The 17447-nt window shown below is 37.6% G+C and carries 17 protein-coding genes; 12 read left to right on the top strand and 5 right to left on the bottom strand.

Annotated features, from left to right (window positions below; genetic code table 11):
* Complete coding sequence (locus tag LZ480_RS17605) at positions 1 to 621, bottom strand: DUF47 domain-containing protein (RefSeq protein WP_241370850.1); 621 nt, start codon at positions 619 to 621, stop codon at positions 1 to 3.
* 190 nt (positions 622 to 811) lie between these two features.
* Positions 812 to 1972 carry a class I SAM-dependent methyltransferase gene (locus tag LZ480_RS17600; RefSeq protein WP_241370849.1) on the bottom strand — a complete coding sequence of 387 codons (1161 nt, stop codon included), beginning with the start codon at positions 1970 to 1972 and terminating at the stop codon, positions 812 to 814.
* Between the two features lie 136 nt (positions 1973 to 2108).
* On the opposite strand from LZ480_RS17600, the gene hflX reads away from it, so the two are divergent.
* The 12 genes from hflX to zupT all read left to right on the top strand — a co-directional run bounded on the left by hflX (position 2109) and on the right by zupT (position 14322).
* Entirely contained in the window at positions 2109 to 3386 is a 1278-nt protein-coding gene (gene hflX / locus LZ480_RS17595) for a GTPase HflX (RefSeq protein WP_241370848.1), read from the top strand.
* A gap of 465 nt (positions 3387 to 3851) precedes the next feature.
* Entirely contained in the window at positions 3852 to 5336 is a 1485-nt protein-coding gene (locus LZ480_RS17590; protein WP_241370847.1) for a peptide MFS transporter, read from the top strand.
* Positions 5337 to 5559: 223 nt separating this feature from the next.
* On the top strand, positions 5560 to 5709 hold the full coding sequence (locus LZ480_RS17585; protein ID WP_241370846.1) for a hypothetical protein: 150 nt from the start codon (positions 5560 to 5562) through the stop codon (positions 5707 to 5709).
* 171 nt (positions 5710 to 5880) lie between these two features.
* Entirely contained in the window at positions 5881 to 6714 is an 834-nt protein-coding gene (locus LZ480_RS17580; protein WP_241370845.1) for a GNAT family N-acetyltransferase, read from the top strand.
* A 12-nt stretch (positions 6715 to 6726) separates the two neighbouring features.
* Positions 6727 to 7836, top strand: a complete 1110-nt coding sequence (gene menC / locus LZ480_RS17575) for an o-succinylbenzoate synthase (RefSeq protein WP_241370844.1) — start codon at positions 6727 to 6729, stop codon at positions 7834 to 7836.
* Between the two features lie 439 nt (positions 7837 to 8275).
* The gene (locus LZ480_RS17570; RefSeq protein ID WP_241370843.1) at positions 8276 to 9232 is read left to right on the top strand and encodes an ABC transporter permease; all 957 of its coding nucleotides are present in this window, start codon (positions 8276 to 8278) and stop codon (positions 9230 to 9232) included.
* A complete protein-coding gene (locus LZ480_RS17565) occupies positions 9219 to 10175 on the top strand; it encodes an iron chelate uptake ABC transporter family permease subunit (RefSeq protein WP_241370842.1) in 957 nt (318 codons plus the stop codon). The genes LZ480_RS17570 and LZ480_RS17565 overlap by 14 nt, the downstream gene beginning before the upstream one ends.
* Positions 10172 to 10939: an iron ABC transporter ATP-binding protein gene (locus LZ480_RS17560; RefSeq protein ID WP_241370841.1), complete on the top strand. Its 768-nt coding sequence runs from the start codon at positions 10172 to 10174 to the stop codon at positions 10937 to 10939. The genes LZ480_RS17565 and LZ480_RS17560 overlap by 4 nt, the downstream gene beginning before the upstream one ends.
* Before the next feature lie 184 nt (positions 10940 to 11123).
* A complete protein-coding gene (locus LZ480_RS17555; protein WP_241370840.1) occupies positions 11124 to 12176 on the top strand; it encodes a siderophore ABC transporter substrate-binding protein in 1053 nt (350 codons plus the stop codon).
* Between the two features lie 61 nt (positions 12177 to 12237).
* On the top strand, positions 12238 to 12570 hold the full coding sequence (locus LZ480_RS17550) for an antibiotic biosynthesis monooxygenase family protein (protein ID WP_241370839.1): 333 nt from the start codon (positions 12238 to 12240) through the stop codon (positions 12568 to 12570).
* 114 nt (positions 12571 to 12684) lie between these two features.
* Positions 12685 to 13296, top strand: coding sequence for a phosphatase PAP2 family protein (locus tag LZ480_RS17545; RefSeq protein ID WP_241370838.1), 612 nt, complete (start codon positions 12685 to 12687; stop codon positions 13294 to 13296).
* Between the two features lie 204 nt (positions 13297 to 13500).
* Complete coding sequence (gene zupT, locus LZ480_RS17540) at positions 13501 to 14322, top strand: zinc transporter ZupT (RefSeq protein WP_241370837.1); 822 nt, start codon at positions 13501 to 13503, stop codon at positions 14320 to 14322.
* 281 nt (positions 14323 to 14603) lie between these two features.
* Here zupT and LZ480_RS17535 read toward each other — a convergent pair whose 3' ends face one another.
* The 3 genes from LZ480_RS17535 to thrC form a co-directional block, all read right to left on the bottom strand.
* Complete coding sequence (locus LZ480_RS17535) at positions 14604 to 15251, bottom strand: NAD(P)-dependent oxidoreductase (protein ID WP_241370836.1); 648 nt, start codon at positions 15249 to 15251, stop codon at positions 14604 to 14606.
* 162 nt (positions 15252 to 15413) lie between these two features.
* Complete coding sequence (gene thrB / locus LZ480_RS17530; protein ID WP_241370835.1) at positions 15414 to 16322, bottom strand: homoserine kinase; 909 nt, start codon at positions 16320 to 16322, stop codon at positions 15414 to 15416.
* Positions 16319 to 17377 (bottom strand): threonine synthase, encoded by a 1059-nt coding sequence (gene thrC / locus LZ480_RS17525; RefSeq protein ID WP_241370834.1) that lies wholly within the window; start codon positions 17375 to 17377, stop codon positions 16319 to 16321. Before thrC ends, thrB begins: the two co-directional genes overlap by 4 nt.
* Positions 17378 to 17447 lie beyond the last annotated feature (70 nt).

Here is a 17447-nt window from a genome sequence, read left to right as displayed (position 1 = left end):
TTATGCGTTACGCATAATAATTGTTTCGATTGTGTTTGCTACTGTTTGGCAGTAGTCTGCAATTTCTTCAAGTTGTTCGTAGATGTCTTTAAATTTGATTAAACGAATTGGATCTTTTTCGTTTAAGAATAATTGCTTGATGGAAGAACGTAATACTTCATCGCACTCACGTTCATAGTCTTTAATTAAAATTGCATGCTGTCGCATACCAACAAGATCTTTTTTGTTCAAAAGTTCCATCGCTTTCACGATTTCATCAGATGATTTCGCAATGTATTCTAAGAAGTTGCGCATTGAATCGTCAACTTCAGTTAAAGAAAACATTTCGAAGTGTCCGATTGTTCCTTCTGTACCATCTAATACGTCATCCATACGAATCGCTAAAGATAAAATATCTTCACGCTCAATTGGTGTCATAAATGATTTATTTAACATTACGATTAACTCATGTATTAATTTATCGCCAGCTGTTTCGTATTGTTTCATACGAACGCTAATTTCCTTTAAATCAGCAACCGTTTCGATGCGAAAATCATTTGCGTAATGAACAGCTTCACGCATATTTTCAGCAATTTTTAACAAAGCTGCGAAAAATGGATCTTGTTTTTTTGGACTAAACATGGAATTGCCTCCTGGAATTATATAATCAAACCAACCTAACAATCATAACAAAATCTAAAAAAAATCTACATAAAATTTACTCATTACGTCTTAAACTTTACAATTCTGTAACAAAAGGATTATGTGACTTTCGCGTTATTTTCAGTCAATTTTTAGCGAAAATAAGCTTAATCGAGATAGTTTGTCACTATTATAAGAAATCCTGTAATTCTTGTTGCAGAAATGGTTGCGCATTTAAAAATCTCACAAATTCGACATATTTCGCGCGTTGTTCGTCAGTTGGCTGCTTTCCTGTAAAGTAGGCGCGAATTAATATATTTTTCGGCGTATTTTCCATATCGATAAACTCTAATAGCTGTGTTTCATACCCAACAAGTGATAACAGCTCGGCACGGATTGAATCGGTCGCAAGTGCGGCAAAGCGTTCTTTTACTAAGCCGTGCTGTGTCATAATCGATAATTCTGGGACTTGAAGTTGTCGGTTCAATTCATGCTGACAGCAAGGGACACTTAAAATCACTTTCGCGCCCCATTTAACAGCGCGTGCTAAAGCCATATCGGTTGCAACGTCACACGCATGAAGGGTTACAACCATATCAACCGCTGTTTCGTCATTGTAATCATTAATATCCCCAATTAAAAACTCTAAATCATCATATTGTAAATCCTGTGCTATGCGATTACATTCTTCAATAACTTCCTTCTTTAAATCTAACCCAGTAACACGTATTTTTAACCCTTTTTCTACTTTTAAATAATGATATAACGCAAATGTTAAATATGATTTCCCTGAGCCAAAGTCTAAAATACGGATTTGCTTATCCTTTGGTAAATGTGCTAGAGAATCGTCAATGAATTCAACGAAGCGATTAATTTGTTTAAATTTATCGTACTTTTGCTTTTTAATTTTGCCGTCTTCTGCTTGCACGCCTAAACGTACTAAAAACGGATGCACACGTGAGTCATCTAACAAATATTGTTTTTTACGATTATGTGATAAGCTCACTTGCTTTGTTGAGGCGCTCGCATTTGATTTCCATAGCACTTTGTTTTTCTTTGATAATTGGATTTGCACCGTTTGCCCCGTGAATTCTGAATGTACTTGGCGAAATTGTTCAAATAATTCGTCTAGCTTTATTGCCACATCGGTAAGTGGTAAATTTTCGTGTTTTAAAATGCGCTCATATTGATATTCGAGCTGAATCACATAATCACCGCGTAATTCAACTGGCTTTAATTTTACACGTTTTATTTCGTTTGATTTTTGGCGAGGTTGACTGATCGTTGCTTGAATTAGTGTTTTATCTTGTAAAAGAGCGACTAACTGCTCTTTCATTTGTTGAAATTCCATAAAAACCGCCTTTTCTATAATGAAAAATATTATTACTTCTATTTTATCACAATGCGCTATATGGTGTGATTGTACAGGCTTTTGTAATGTATGTTACGATTAAACGATAGAATGAACCTTTGAGGAGGCTATCTGTTTGAAAGAGGTAGAAGTATTAATTGAACGCGGCATTTTAGTGGGCGTGAACTTACAAAAAGACGAGCACTTCGATTATTCAATGGAAGAGTTAGCGAATTTAGCAGAAGCTTTAAATGTAGAAGTAGTCGGCAAGGTGACACAGAATTTAGAGCGTGTCACACCGTCTCACTATGTAGGAACAGGAAAAATCGATGAAATTAAGGCGTTTTATGAAGAAGCAGATGCGAATATCGTCATTTTTAATGATGAATTATCCCCATCACAAATTCGTAATTTAGAGCGCGATTTAGATTGTAAAGTAATCGACCGTACGATGCTAATTTTAGATATTTTCAGTCGCCGCGCCAAAACACGCGAGGCACAACTACAAGTAGAACTTGCGCAGCTTCAATATATGCTACCGCGCCTAGTAGGTTTACATGCTTCACTTTCACGTCAAGGTGGTGGTACAGGTGGTGGCTTTAAAAACCGTGGTGCCGGGGAAACGAAGCTGGAGCTAGATCGTCGTAAAATCGAGGACCAAATTACCAAAATTAAAAAGGAATTAGAGGCAGTAAAAGAACAGCGCGAAACACAGCGAAAGCAACGCCGTAAAAATGCGGTGCCAGTCGTTTCAATTGTTGGCTATACAAACGCAGGTAAATCAACAATCATGAACCAACTGTTAGCGAAAATTGGTCAGGACGATGGAAAGCAAGTATTCGAAAAAGACATGCTGTTCGCCACGCTTGAAACATCGGTGCGCAATATTGAATTAGAGGATAACAAATCATTTTTACTAACAGATACAGTTGGTTTTGTTAGTAAGCTACCGCACCATTTAGTAAAGGCCTTCCGTTCGACGTTAGAAGAAGCACGCGAGGCAGATTTACTTCTACATGTCGTTGATGTATCAAATGAAGAATTCCGTTTCATGATGGACGTGACAAACGATACATTAAAAGCTATTGATGTTGAAAATATCCCAACAATCTATGTGTATAACAAATCGGACTTGGCCAATTTAGAATACCCGTTAATTAGCGGTGATAATATTTGGATTGCAGCTAAAGAGGGAGTGGGCTTAGATGAATTACTTCAAATGATTCGTAAGCAAATCTTCTCGGATTACGTAACATGCCAAATGCTCATTCCTTACGAACAAGGGGCTATTGTTTCCTATTTAAATGAACAGGCAACAATTTTAGAGACAGTGTACGAAGAACAAGGCACGCTACTAACATTAGAACTAAAACAAGCGGATTATAATAAATATGAAAAATATGTAGTGAAATAAGCTATGAAGCAAAGGGAATGTCCGAGAAGTAATTCTGGGACATTCCCTTTGCGCTGAGGATGGAGGCTGGTACAAAGCTAGTCATGAATGCGTTGTCACAGGGCGTGACGTTTGTAGCATTCATTCTTTACTTGCGCCTACCGCGAAAATCAACCTACAGAGGATAATTAATACATGAGACAGACATTGCTAAAAAAAGTAAATGCTTTGGACGAATCCTTTATGTTTTCGTTTAAATAAGTCAAACCATTTTGTAACTGATAGAGAATAAACTATAATAGTCGGGTATTGATGATGAATTCTTGATTAATTTATCAGAAAATACAGAAAAAAAGTAATATTATAACATTTTAGTGTTTTCTTGATTTTGTTTAATTGTTACGTTAGAGTATTAAAAAACTATTACTAAAGGTATGACAATGAATTTAATTGTCAGAATATTTATTAAATCGGAGGAAATTTCAAATGTATTCTAAAGAAGAAATCGTGAAATCAGTTCCTCAAACTGGCTTTGTAGGACAACCTAAAGGGCTATTTACTTTATTCTTTACAGAGTTTTGGGAGCGATTTTCTTATTACGGCATGCGTGCTATTTTATTATTCTACATGTACTACTCACTTAAAGATGGCGGTTTAGGATTGGATCGTACGCAAGCAAACATCATCATGTCGATTTACGGTTCCTTAATCTACATGTCAGGTATTATTGGTGGTTGGATTGCCGACCGAATTACAGGTACGCGAAAAGCGATATTCTATGGCGGTATATTAATTATGATCGGTCATATTTTACTTGCGTTACCACTTGGTGCATCAGCACTTTACTTATCAATGTTCTTCATTATCATTGGTACAGGCTTACTGAAGCCAAACGTATCATCAGTTGTCGGTGATTTATATGCGCCTACTGATGCTCGTCGTGATTCAGGCTTCTCTATTTTTTATATGGGTATTAACTTAGGTGGTTTCACAGCGCCATTACTTGTTGGTTTATTTCAAAAAAACTGGGGCTTCCACGCTGGATTTGGTGTTGCTGCAGTAGGTATGTTCGTTGGGCTAGTTGTTTATTTAATGTCACAGAAAAACCTTGGTTTAGCAGGCTCTGTAGCGCCAAACCCATTATCTGATGCAGAGAAGAAAACAACAGCACGTAACTTTATAATTGGTAGTTTCGTAATTCTCGCTTTAGGAGCACTGGCATACATGACCGGTAATGCAAGCGTTGAAAATTTCTCGCTATTAATTACATTCTTAGGTGTCATGATTCCTATAGTATTTATTACTTATATGTACCGTAGTCCAAAAACAAACGCAGACGAAAAATCGCGTCTATTAGCTTATATTCCCTTATTCATTTGTGCAGTAATGTTCTGGGCAATCGCTGAACAATCTTCAACGATTTTAGCGACATTCATTGATACACGTACAGATTTAAATTTATGGGGCTTTGAAATTCCAGCCGCATGGTTCCAATCGTTTAATCCATTATTCATTATTACAATGGCGCCAATATTTGCGTTACTATGGACGAAATTAGGTGATACGGGACCATCAACACCTCGTAAATTTGCCTATTCATTATTCTTTGCAGGTGCTTCATTCTTAATCATGATTGCGTCAATTGTATTAACACCAGAAGGCGATTTAGTAAATCCATTATGGGTTGTACTGTCAATCTTCTTATTAGTTATAGGGGAGTTATTATTATCACCAGTTGGTTTATCTGCTACAACAAAATTAGCGCCGGCTGCATTTGCAGGTCAAACAATGGCATTATGGTTCTTAGCATCAGCGGCGGCACAAGCAATTAACGCACAGCTAGTTCGTGTCTATGAGCTAGTTTCAGAAACAACGTACTTTGGTGTATTAGGTGGATTATCAATTGTTATTGGTCTGATTATTTTATTCATCTCGCCAATCATTACAAAAGCAATGCGCGGTATTAAATAGTTCGGAAAACCCCTGTTTTAATAAATAAAACAGGGGTTTTACTTTTAGGCGAAAAGGAATAATAGAAACAAGGCTACTTACTAATACTGTAGTAGGTTATAATTGGAATTATAAGAATATTTGAAAAGATTAATGTGATACTGCTGGAAGGGGGCGTTGTACTTAGATATAGGTAAAGGTATTCCACGCGTAATATTTCGTTCTGATATTGATGCGTTATGGCATGATACTTGCCAATTATTTTTGTGGGCATGGTGGGTATCCTAATGCCGAGCAACTATTAGCACAAGCCATTATTGAAGAAGTTGGTATGCACTATTTTAAAGAAGCATTTTATACACCAGGTGGCGAAGATTTCATTAATATGCGGTAAAACGCCCATATATTAAAGCTTCCATGATAGAGATAGGGAGCGGATTATTCTCGGGGTTACATCATCCAGAAATGGAGTTTAACGTAAAATGACTTTTAACTGGATTGCAAATATTAGCAATAGCTGTTAATTTAGCTTTACAAAAGGTAACTACAGGGGAGGAAAAAAAGTATGTTAAAATCAGTAACGATTAAGGAATTGACTACAATTGAGCAAATTGAAGAGGCACGCAAGTTAGAGCATGAAATTTGGGCAGTTGGTAGTATACCAGTTCATCAAACGATTGCTACGATTCGTACTGGGGGCATTGTATTAGGTGCGTATTTAAATGATGATCTTATTGGTTTTAATTATAGCTGTCCAGGCTATATGGAAGAATCGATTTATTTATATTCACATATGCTTGGGATCAAGCGCAATTATCGTGAGCAAGGTGTCGGCGAGCTATTGAAGATTTACTTAAAAGATCTTGCGATTGATCGAGGTTATCGCAATTGCCGATGGACGTTTGATCCGCTTGAAGCGCGTAATGGTTTTTTAAACTTCACAAAATTACGAAGCCACAGTGATACGTATATTGAAAATTGCTATGGTGAAATGGAAGACCCGTTCAACCGCTCATTACCGACAGATCGCCTTTGGGTGGAGTGGCAACTTGTCGATAACGATTATTTACGATGGGATGCTAAAGTGGATGAATTAATCGAAGAGGCGATACCAGTTGTAGAGTGCGTTCCTAATATGGTTGGTTTACCTACATTAGATCCTAAGCAGACGTTTCGTATGGGGGAAGCATTGATTTATGACGCATACCTATTACCGATTCCGACAAACTTCCAAAAAATTAAAGTAGAAAGTCCAGCATTAGCGGAGGATTGGCGCTATAAAACACGTCATATTATGCAGGAAATGTTTAAGCAAGGCTATAAAATCATTCATCTCATCAAAAAAGATGAGCATATTAGCCATTACGTACTTGTAAAGCGCACGCTATTTGCTCTGTAATAGGAGCCCATTATGAAATTATTAGAAGTAATATTATATGAAGTCGAAATGAACATGAAAACGCCTTTTACAACGAGCCTAGGCACGATGCAAAATAAAAAATTCATCGTACTTGAAGCAAAGGATGAAGCCGGCACGATCGGTTGGGGGGAAGGCGTTGCGTTTGAAGAACCTTCGTATACGGAGGAAACTTTTAAAACATCGCTACATATGCTAGAGGATTTTTTAATTCCAACGTTATTAGGTACCGAAATGGCACATCCTGATGAAGTATATGAAATTTTCCGCCCAATTCGCCGGAATCAAATGGCAAAAGCATCAATTGAAGGCGCAGTATGGGATATTTATGCACAGCAACAAAACAAATCTTTAGCTGAAGTAATTGGTGGTACGCAACAAAAAATTGAAGTGGGTATTAGCATTGGTCTGCAACCAACTGAGGAACAACTCATTGCCACAATAGGGCGCTTCCTAGATGAAGGCTATAAACGTATAAAGGTAAAAATCAAACCAGGCAAGGACATTGAACTTATACGTACGATTCGCAATGCGTTTCCAAATGTGCCACTTATGGCAGACGCCAACTCATCGTATACGTTAAACGAAATAGAGCTATTAAAGCAACTAGATGAATTTAATTTAATGATGATTGAGCAGCCACTTGCCAATGATGATTTTGTTGACCATGCTACATTACAAAAGCATATTAAAACACCGATTTGCCTAGATGAAAGTATTACGTCTTTAAACGATGCTCGAAAGGCTATTGAAGCTGGTGGATGTCGTGTTGTGAACATAAAAATTGCCCGAGTAGGTGGCATTAGTGAAGCAAAACGCATTCATGATTACTGCGCGGAGAAAAATATTCCCGTATGGTGTGGAGGAATGCTAGAAGCGGGCATTGGTCGTGCGCAAAATGTAGCACTTACAAGTCTCGGAAATTTCACAATGCCTGGTGATACGGCAGCATCAAGTCGTTATTGGGATGAGGATATTATTACGCCAGAAGTAACGGTGGATAACGGCTATATTACAGTTCCGCAAGCAATTGGTTTGGGTTATCAAGTAAATCGTAACGCACTTGAAAAATACACCATTAAAAAACGAATTTTTTCTATCTAATGGAAAAGGGAATGTCCTAGAAATGATTCTGGGACATTCCCTTTAAGTCGAGAGTGGAGGCTAGCACGAAGCTAGTCATGAATGCGTTGTCACAGGACGTGAGGTTTTTAGCATTCATTCTTTACTTGCGACAACCGTAGAAGCAACGCCTACAGTAGATTATTAATATATGAGACGGACAATGCCCAAAAAGTAAATACTTTTTGGGCATTTCTATGTTTGTTTTTGGGAAATTAAAAATAAAATACATAATTTGTCCAAATACATAGCATTATTGCTCAAATGGCCTGGATTTCTGTCTTTTTCATTTCAATGCAGTTTTAGTTAGAAATAGGGTGTTTGATTTTCATTATCAGCAATTATATAATAATGAAGGGAATGAATGATTCTCATTTTCAGTGAGAACATAAAAATATATAGAGAATAGTGGGAAAATGATATGAGACTTTGGATGCTTGTAGTCGCAACTATCATCTTGTCCTTCGTATCACTATTTATCGGAGCAATCGACATTAAACCATCTGATTTATTGGACCTAGATTCAGATAAAACGCAGATTTTCTTAATGAGTCGAGTGCCGCGATTAATGGCGATCATACTTGCTGGGGCAGGGATGGGGATTTCAGGTTTAATTATGCAAAGCTTAAGTCGTAACAAGTTTGTATCACCGACTACTTCGGGTACACTTGACGCTGCAAAGCTTGGTATTGTTGTATCGATGGTATTCTTTACAAGTGTAGGTTATATGGAGAAAATAATCTTCAGTTTTACATTTGCATTAATCGGTATGATGATTTTCATGCGTCTTCTTGAAAGTATAAAGTTCAAGGACGTTATTTTCGTTCCACTAATCGGGATTATGTATGGGAATATTATCGGCGCAATTTCTACATTTATTGCGTACGAAGCAGAAGTAATGCAAAGTGTTGACACATTCTTCTTAGGGAGTTTTACGCTTGTTGTGTCAGGGCGATATGAGTTACTTTATGTAGCGGTTCCAGCAATACTTCTAGCGTATTTATATGCCAACAAATTTACGGTTGCCGGAATGGGTGAAGATTTCGCAAAAAACTTAGGATTAAGTTATCGTACTGTGCTAAATCTTGGTTTAGTACTCGTAGCACTTATTTCCACTACGGTAGTATTAACAGTCGGGATTATTCCATTCTTAGGATTAATCGTACCGAACTTAGTTTCGTTATATTTAGGAGACAATTTACGTAAAACGATTCCACATACGATTTTCTTAGGGGCTGCGTTTCTATTATTCTGTGATATTATTAGCCGTATTATTGTCTATCCGTTCGAAATTCCAGTTAATACGACAGTTGCTGTCATCGGCAGTGCAATCTTCTTAGTCATGTTATTTAGGGGGAAAGCATATGCGAAAAAATAGTACGAAGTTAATAGTGTTAGCAGTTATTGCGATTATTTGTGTATTGCTATTCTGTTTTTATAATATTCAGGGCGGCTTTAGCTATGCCTTTCCAAAACGTGTAGAGCGCGTACTGGCGATGATTATTACAGGTACAGCGATTGCCTATGCAACGGTAACATTCCAAACGGTAACACATAACCGTTTATTAACACCGTCTATGATGGGTGTTGACTCGATGTATGAAGTTGTTCAAACAATAATTTTCTTCTTTGCTGGTTCAGCATCGATTTTCGTTGTGAGCCGTTACTTAAACTTCGGGTTATCGATAGTTGCGATGGTGCTATTCGCACTAATATTATATCGTTTCTTATTCCGTGCCGATAAATATCCGATTTTCTTACTATTACTTGCGGGGATGATTATTGGGACATTACTCGGAAGCTTTGTAACATTCCTTCAAGTAATTATTGACCCTGTCGAATATGAAGGCTTACAGGCGCGTTTATTCGCGAGCTTCATGAATGTGAAAACGGAGTTATTAATAATTGCACTCGTTATTTTAGGTGCGGCCTTTATTTATGGTTATCGATTATTACGTGATTTAGACGTAATGACTTTAGGGCGTGAAAATGCCATGAACCTAGGTGTTAACTACGATAATATCGTTTTAAAAGTATTAATTTTATCGTCTGTTTTAATTGCAACTTCTACCGCTTTAGTTGGTCCGATTACATTCTTAGGGTTAATCGTTTCGAACTTAGCATATCAATATTTTGCAACGTACAAGCATTCCGTTTTAATTGCGGGTGCAAGTTTAATTAGTATCATTGCACTTGTCGGTGGGCAGTTCTTAGTACTGCATGTCTTTGAGTTAAGTACAACAATTAGCGTGATTATTAACTTTGTTGGTGGTCTGTACTTTATTTATCTAATATTGAGAGAAAGTAGGAAAGCAGCATGATCGAAATAAAGGGGCTTTCTAAAAGCTTTGGAAAAAAACCAGTTGTTGAAGATGTTACATTAAAGATTCAGCCGAAAGCAATTACATCATTTATTGGACCAAACGGTGCAGGTAAATCAACATTACTATCAATGGTGAGCCGTCTGATGGATGCAGATACTGGTGAAGTATTATTAGATCAAAATAACGTCAAAAAAATGAAATCCAATGATTTTGCAAAGCGAGTAGCAATTTTACGTCAGTCGAATCATCTTAATGTTCGCTTGACGGTGCGTGAGCTTGTAGCATTTGGTCGTTATCCTTACTCAAAAGGTCGTTTAACACCAGAAGATGAAGAACATATAGACCGTGCAATTGAATATATGACGCTTGGTGATATGCAGGATAAATTTTTAGATGAGTTATCAGGTGGTCAAAAACAACGTGCATTTATTTCGATGGTTATTGCGCAAGATACGGAGTACATTTTACTGGACGAGCCGTTAAATAACTTAGACATGAAGCACTCAGTTCAAATTATGAAAATTTTACGTAAGTTAGTAGATGAGCTAGGTAAAACGGTTGTTATTGTCCTACATGATATTAACTTTGCCTCAGTATATTCAGATCGCATCGTTGCATTAAAAAATGGACGTCTTGTAAAAGATGGCCCGACACATGAAATTATTAACTCTGAAGCATTACGAGAAGTATATGACATGCATATTCCTGTTCAAGAACAAGATGGTTGTCGTATTTGCGTGTATTTTAATTCACATAGCTAATTAATGAATAAATGTATAAGTTTTTCTCGCTTATGCATTTATTTCTTGAAAATCGATTGAGAATGAATCTTGATTTCAAGAAAATGATTGACAATATTACACAGTTGCATTAGACTGACGTTAGTACGATGAAAACGATTATCACTATCAACTGGTGGTATCAATTTAGGAGGAAATAGTAGAAATGAAAAAGTGGAAATTCTTAACGGCAGCAGCCTTAACATTAATGTTAGCAGCATGTGGCTCGGATGAAGAGTCAAAAACAGAGGGTACAAACGATCAAGCGTCTACTGAGCAGAATGCAACTGATAGCAAAGAAAATGCAGCTACAGAAGCACCAGTATTCCCAATGACTGTATCTCCACTTACTGCAGGTAGTGAAACAGAAGACGGTAAATCAATTACTTTCGAAGATGTAACATTTGAAGAAGCTCCAAAAAACATTATCGTATTCGACTATGGCTTCTTAGATACACTTGATGCATTAGGCGTTGAAGGTATCGTTGGTATAGCAGCAAACGGTGGTAAAGGGAACATCCCAACTCACATTAAAGAAAAATACGTAAACGATTCAGTAGCAGACGTTGGTTCATTAAAACAAATTGACTTCGAAAAAGTAGCAGCTGCTAACCCAGATGCAATCTTCATCTCTGGTCGTCAAGCACCGTTCTATGAAGAATTAAAAGAGATTACGCCAAACGTTGTATTCATTGGTTCTGACAACGAAAACTATGTCGACGGTGTATTCGAAACTGTAGACTTAGCTGCTCAAATCTTCGGTAAAGAAGAAAAAGCAGAAGAGTTAAAAGCAAACTTACAAGCAAAAGTAGACCAAGTGAAAGAAAAAGCTGCTGGTTATGAAAATGCTTTAGTAGCAATGTACAACGACAAGAAAATCTCTGGTTTCGATAACGGTCCAGATTCTCGTTTTGCTTACGTTTACAATGACTTTGGCTTCAAACCATCAACAACTGAAATTACTTCATCTTCACACGGTTCGGATTTCTCTTATGAATCAATCCTTTCTGTAGACCCTGAAGTATTATTAATTATCGACCGTACAGCTTCTGATGTAGAAACAATCAAAGCTGATATCGAAAATGATATCATCAAACAAACTCGTGCTTATAAAGAAGGCAAAATCGTTTACCTTGATGGGGTAAACTGGTACTTCTCTTCTAACGGTGTAACAACTGAAGTTGACAAGTTAGATGAAATCTTAAACGAATTAAAATAATTTCATGAATACGGAGCATGTCTCAAACTTGAGGCATGCTTTTTTTAAAGGAGCGATTTTGATGTTCGTACAAATCCGTAAATGGACAGTAACAGAAGGCAATTCAGATAAAATTATTGAACGCTTTAGCAAAAAGCCCGATCAAGGTCCATCATTATTAGAGCAACGCGGAGGCTTCATCAGTCGCGAACTTTTAGTGAAAAATGTTCGTCGTGGGGAAGAAGAAGTTGTCATGATTATTCGCTGGGAATCAGAAGAGGCATGGAAGGCTTGGGAAAAGAGCCCAGAGCATATTGCTGGTCATAAAAAGAAAATTGCTGAGCACGGTGGTAAACCGCCGAAGCCAGAATTTGTGATTTCAATGGAACATGGTAACTATACAGTCGTAGAGTAATTTTATTGTCCAACTACTTCATCCGAACAAGAGGTGAAGTAGTTTTTTTATTTGAAAGGGACACTATGTTAAAATACATGTAAGAATTGTTAGTTTGGAAAGTAGGAAATAAATTTGAAAAAATGGGCATATCCATTAGCACTTGTTACATTCGCCGTTTTTTTAGTAATGGCATTTAATTTTAAATCATCAAGCTTTATGGCGTTTGACGAACGAATTGCATCTATACTGCGCGGTAATGAATTTATCGGGTTGTTTCATTATTTAGGTGAGACGGTGTTTGTTGTCATTGTGACTTTAATGGTGTTCTTTTATTTTTGGTTTAAGGAAAAAAATTACCGTGTAATGTTGTATGTTATGTTAACGATGGCAGCTGGAACGGCAATCAATCAGGGGCTTAAGGCATTTTTTGAGCGCCCACGACCTGAAATTGCAGAGCAATTAACATCTTATAGCTTCCCATCTGGACACTCGCAAATGAGTGTACTTTACTTGTTTATGTTAGCTTATTTATTTTCAAAAATAACAACGAACCATAAACGCACAACACTTGTATGGATTGCGGCCATTGTGTTAGCTTGCTTAATAGGTTTATCACGAATTGCAGAAAGCCGTCACTTTGCTACTGATGTGCTTGCAGGATGGAGTATAGGCTATACATGGTTTATTATTTGTGTGCTATGGTACGAGCTACGTGATCGAAGATATAAACAACTAAAAGAATGACGAAGAAGTAACTTTGACCACCGTAAAAAGAGGTTTATTATGGTATGAGACGAGACTGTTCAAAAGGGAAACACCTTTTGAACAGTCTTTTTTGCTATGAAATTTGGCTTATAACATAAGATGTTACCTTATTGAAAAAAGTTGAGTGAAGGAAACTTTGAGGTTATAATAAGACTAATTAATAGAATGGAGAAGGAGAATCATATGGATGATGACGTATTATTAGCGTTAGGTTTAACGCTCTTTGCTGGGCTTTCTACGGGGATTGGTAGTTTAATTGCCTTTTTTACTACCCGTACAAATAAAAGGTTCTTATCGATTGCATTAGGTTTTTCAGCAGGTGTCATGATTTATGTTTCACTTGTTGAAATCTTTGTGAAAGCAAAAGATGCATTAGTAAATGTTCATGGCGATAAAATGGGGTATTGGCTTACAATAGTTGGTTTTTTCGGTGGGATGCTTGTCATTGCAATAATCGACCGTTTTATTCCAAAGGGTAACAACCCACATGAAGTAAAATCAGTAGAAGATGTACAAAAAGCGCAAAGTCTTGGGCAGGAAGATATTGAAGCTGATCGTTTAATGAAAATGGGATTATTTACAGCACTTGCAATTGGGATACATAATTTTCCAGAAGGTATTGCGACGTTTATGTCAGTATTACAGGATCCTAGTGTTGGGATTGCAATTGCGATTGCCATAGCGATTCATAACATCCCAGAAGGTATTGCCGTGGCAATTCCAATTTTCTATGCGACAGGAAAGCGTATGAAGGCGTTTAAATGGTCATTCGCTTCAGGTTTATCTGAACCGATTGGTGCATTAATCGCCTATTTAATTTTAATGCAGTTTATGACTGATACAATGTTTGGGATTATATTTGCAGGGGTTGCAGGGATTATGGTATTTATTTCTATAGATGAATTATTACCTGCAGCAAAGAAATATGATGAAGCACATTCATCAATTTACGGCTTAATTGCTGGTATGGCCGTTATGGCAGTAAGTTTAGTACTGCTTGCATAATAAGGAATTTGAAAAAGCACAGAAATTTTACAGACTAAAAATTTCTGTGCTTTTATTTTTTAATAGTATAGAAAGTGTAAAATTTTCCAAAGTGCTTAGGTTAAGTCGCCAGCCCCTCGCACCATTAGAACCCTCCTGCTAAAGTGGTAGTACGTTTACCTTTGCGTCGGGCTCTCCAAAACTTGCGGCTCACACGATGTGAGTCATTGGGGGGGCATGCACATGGACGTGCGTTTTGCCCACTCGGGGCTGGAAGGGCGCTTTAGCGCTTTTCTTACTATTTAAGAAGCGGTCGTTACGTTTTCTGATGCAACGGTAAAGCTTGAGTTTTTATGTTCTTTATTTTCGATTTCATCTAATAAGGCTACGGCATAGTCTGCGTAACTTATATAACTATTAAATTGTGAGTTAACTAATAGTTTTTTATTGCCCGTTATATAATGTCCTGTACGTGGTCCATCTGAATCGAACATCGCAGAAGGAATGACAAAAGTCCAATGAATCGCGGAATTTTCTAAGTCTTGTAGATTTTGCAATTGTGCCTTAGCATTTGCGACGAGTTGTTCTGGATAGTCTTCAGTGTCCATCAAACGTTTTGTATGTGCCTTATCGACAAAGAGGCAGCCCGAGCTTCCAATGACAAATAGTGTTTTGTCGGTACCTTCTAATAACGATATTAAGTGCTTTCCAGCTGTAACATGTAAATGTGCCTCTCCTGGTAATGGGGCAAAGGCATTTACAATAATATTAAAAGGAGCAAGTTGTTCTTTTGTTAAATGGAATAAGTCACTTTCAATAATAGCTACATCCTCGACTTGTAACGTGGCGCTATTTTTAACGATGGCTGTAGCATCGTGGTTACGCATAATTGCCTCACGTAAAATATGAGTCCCTGCCTTTCCAGCAGCTCCAATCACAGCAATTTTCATATACATTACCCCTTTCAACTTGTAGATTACTTAATATACCCGTTTAGTAAGAGATGTATGCAAAAAGAGTAAAATGTCAGTCTTTAGTATGAGGAATGATTGAAGACGCATCAAAAAAGAAAGAGTGCATTAAAAGTTATAAAACCTCCAATGCACTCACACTTAATGTTTTTGTTCATATGCTACAACGCAAGAGCCTATAGCATCTGCTTGTGTTAAGACGATGCGATGTTCTGGAAACTGTGCGTTCATAGCTGTAAGGAATTGCTCTTGAATAGCGGTTGGTATAATAGAAATTAATGTTGGACCAGCACCGCTTAATGCTGTACCGTATGCGCCGGCTTGTTTAGCAGCTGAACGAATTTCAGAGTAGTTTGGAATTAGCTGTGCTCGAAATGGTTCATGGAACAGGTCTTGTTCCATATAATGACCGGTACGTACATAATCTTTTGCAATGAGTGATGCAGCTAGCATATTTGCATTAGCGCTTGCTCGTACTGCATAGCCCCGATTAAAGTCCTGAGGTAAAACCCCTCGTGAATCTGCTGTTTTTAGCTCAAAATTTGGAATGAACACGACAAAAGCTGCATCTACTTCTGGAATATGCAGTGTATCTACAATACCTTGTTCATCCATTGAAGAAATCGTTAATCCACCAAGAACAGAAGCTGTTGCATTGTCAGGATGTCCCTCAATTTGGGAAGAAATATTGAGCTTGTCTTGGATCGATAAGTTTAAACCTCCTAGAAGGTTTGCTAATTCAATCCCTGCAACAATTGCCGCAGCACTACTACCTAAACCACGCGCAAGTGGCAATTCGCTCGTCATTTCAACTTTACATGGTTTTAAGTTCGTATTGTACTGTGCGGCTACTTGCTGTGCAATTGTATAAATCAAATGTGTTTCAACTGTTGTGTCAGTAGGAACATGTTCACCAATATGAACAAATTCCCACTCGTTTTGCAATGTTACGTCTAACGTTAAGTAAAGAGAAAGTCCAAGTCCAATTGAGTCAAATCCAGGTCCTAAATTTGCTGTACTGCCAGGGACTTTGATTTGCCATTTACTCATAGATTAAATACGCCTTCGATGTAGTTACGGATTACTTGTTCATCGTTTTTAAGCGATACTAGGTCAACAGTTGAAACGCTCATTGCTGTATCAGGGTCTTTTAAGCCGTTACCTGTAAATACAGTAACAACGCGGCTACCCTCAGCGATTTTGCCTGCTTTTACAGATTTAATAACACCTGCTAATGATGCAGCAGAGCCTGGCTCAACGAAAATCCCTTCACGGCCTGCAATTAATTGATATGCTGCTAAAATTTCGTCGTCTGTTACTGAGTCGATGATACCGCCTGATTCGTCACGTGCGGCTTCAGCAAATTTCCAGCTAGCTGGGTTACCGATACGGATAGCTGTTGCGACTGTTTCTGGATTAGCAATAGGCTCACCTTTTACGATGGCAGCAGCACCTTCCGCTTCAAAGCCGTACATTTTAGGCAGGCCTGATTGTTTTACTTCATTATATTCCTTAAAGCCTTTCCAGTACGCAGTTATGTTACCAGCGTTACCTACTGGAATACATAAATAGTCTGGTGCTTGACCAAGTTGATCAACGATTTCAAAAGCAGCTGTTTTTTGTCCTTCGATTCGGTATGGATTGACCGAGTTAACAAGTGCGATTGGAGTAGTTTCACCAATTTTGCGCACAATATTAAGGGCATCATCAAAATTACCATCGATTTCGATAATTTTTGCACCGTACATGCACGCTTGAGCAAGTTTACCAAGCGCTACCTTTCCTTTTGGAATAACAACGATTGATTGAATACCGGCACGCGTTGCATAAGCAGCTGCTGCCGCAGATGTGTTACCTGTAGAAGCACAAATAACAACTTTTGAACCTTCTTCAATTGCTTTAGCTACAGCAAATACCATGCCGCGGTCTTTAAATGAACCAGTTGGGTTTGCGCCTTCGATTTTACCGTAAAGCTCAATTCCTAACTCTTTTGATAAGTTCACTAAAGGGATTAGAGGTGTGTTTCCTTCATTTAATGATAAAGTGGGTGTATTTTCTGTAACAGGTAAATACTGTTTATATTCTTCGATTAGACCTTTCCACATAGACAAATTAGCTCCTTATGTTCACACTAGGTGAACAGTTGTTTTTATATACAAGACATTTTAAACCTAT

Origin of the sequence: Solibacillus palustris (assembly GCF_022549215.1) — a bacterium.
Taxonomy (GTDB): Bacteria; Bacillota; Bacilli; order Bacillales_A; family Planococcaceae; genus Solibacillus; species Solibacillus daqui.
This window is presented reverse-complemented; position numbering and strand designations above follow the sequence as displayed.

Excerpts from the sequence above, each read along its gene's own strand:
- zupT (WP_241370837.1), top strand. The coding sequence starts at position 13,501 with ATGGATGATGACGTATTATTAGCGTTAGGTTTAACGCTCTTTGCTGGG.
- LZ480_RS17580 (WP_241370845.1), top strand. The coding sequence starts at position 5,881 with ATGTTAAAATCAGTAACGATTAAGGAATTGACTACAATTGAGCAAATT.
- LZ480_RS17600 (WP_241370849.1), bottom strand. The coding sequence starts at position 1,972 with ATGGAATTTCAACAAATGAAAGAGCAGTTAGTCGCTCTTTTACAAGAT.
- LZ480_RS17535 (WP_241370836.1), bottom strand. The coding sequence starts at position 15,251 with ATGAAAATTGCTGTGATTGGAGCTGCTGGAAAGGCAGGGACTCATATT.
- LZ480_RS17585 (WP_241370846.1), top strand. The coding sequence starts at position 5,560 with ATGATACTTGCCAATTATTTTTGTGGGCATGGTGGGTATCCTAATGCC.
- LZ480_RS17550 (WP_241370839.1), top strand. The coding sequence starts at position 12,238 with ATGTTCGTACAAATCCGTAAATGGACAGTAACAGAAGGCAATTCAGAT.
- thrC (WP_241370834.1), bottom strand. The coding sequence starts at position 17,377 with ATGTGGAAAGGTCTAATCGAAGAATATAAACAGTATTTACCTGTTACA.
- menC (WP_241370844.1), top strand. The coding sequence starts at position 6,727 with ATGAAATTATTAGAAGTAATATTATATGAAGTCGAAATGAACATGAAA.
- LZ480_RS17555 (WP_241370840.1), top strand. The coding sequence starts at position 11,124 with ATGAAAAAGTGGAAATTCTTAACGGCAGCAGCCTTAACATTAATGTTA.
- LZ480_RS17590 (WP_241370847.1), top strand. The coding sequence starts at position 3,852 with ATGTATTCTAAAGAAGAAATCGTGAAATCAGTTCCTCAAACTGGCTTT.
- LZ480_RS17605 (WP_241370850.1), bottom strand. The coding sequence starts at position 621 with ATGTTTAGTCCAAAAAAACAAGATCCATTTTTCGCAGCTTTGTTAAAA.
- LZ480_RS17565 (WP_241370842.1), top strand. The coding sequence starts at position 9,219 with ATGCGAAAAAATAGTACGAAGTTAATAGTGTTAGCAGTTATTGCGATT.
- LZ480_RS17570 (WP_241370843.1), top strand. The coding sequence starts at position 8,276 with ATGAGACTTTGGATGCTTGTAGTCGCAACTATCATCTTGTCCTTCGTA.
- thrB (WP_241370835.1), bottom strand. The coding sequence starts at position 16,322 with ATGAGTAAATGGCAAATCAAAGTCCCTGGCAGTACAGCAAATTTAGGA.
- LZ480_RS17560 (WP_241370841.1), top strand. The coding sequence starts at position 10,172 with ATGATCGAAATAAAGGGGCTTTCTAAAAGCTTTGGAAAAAAACCAGTT.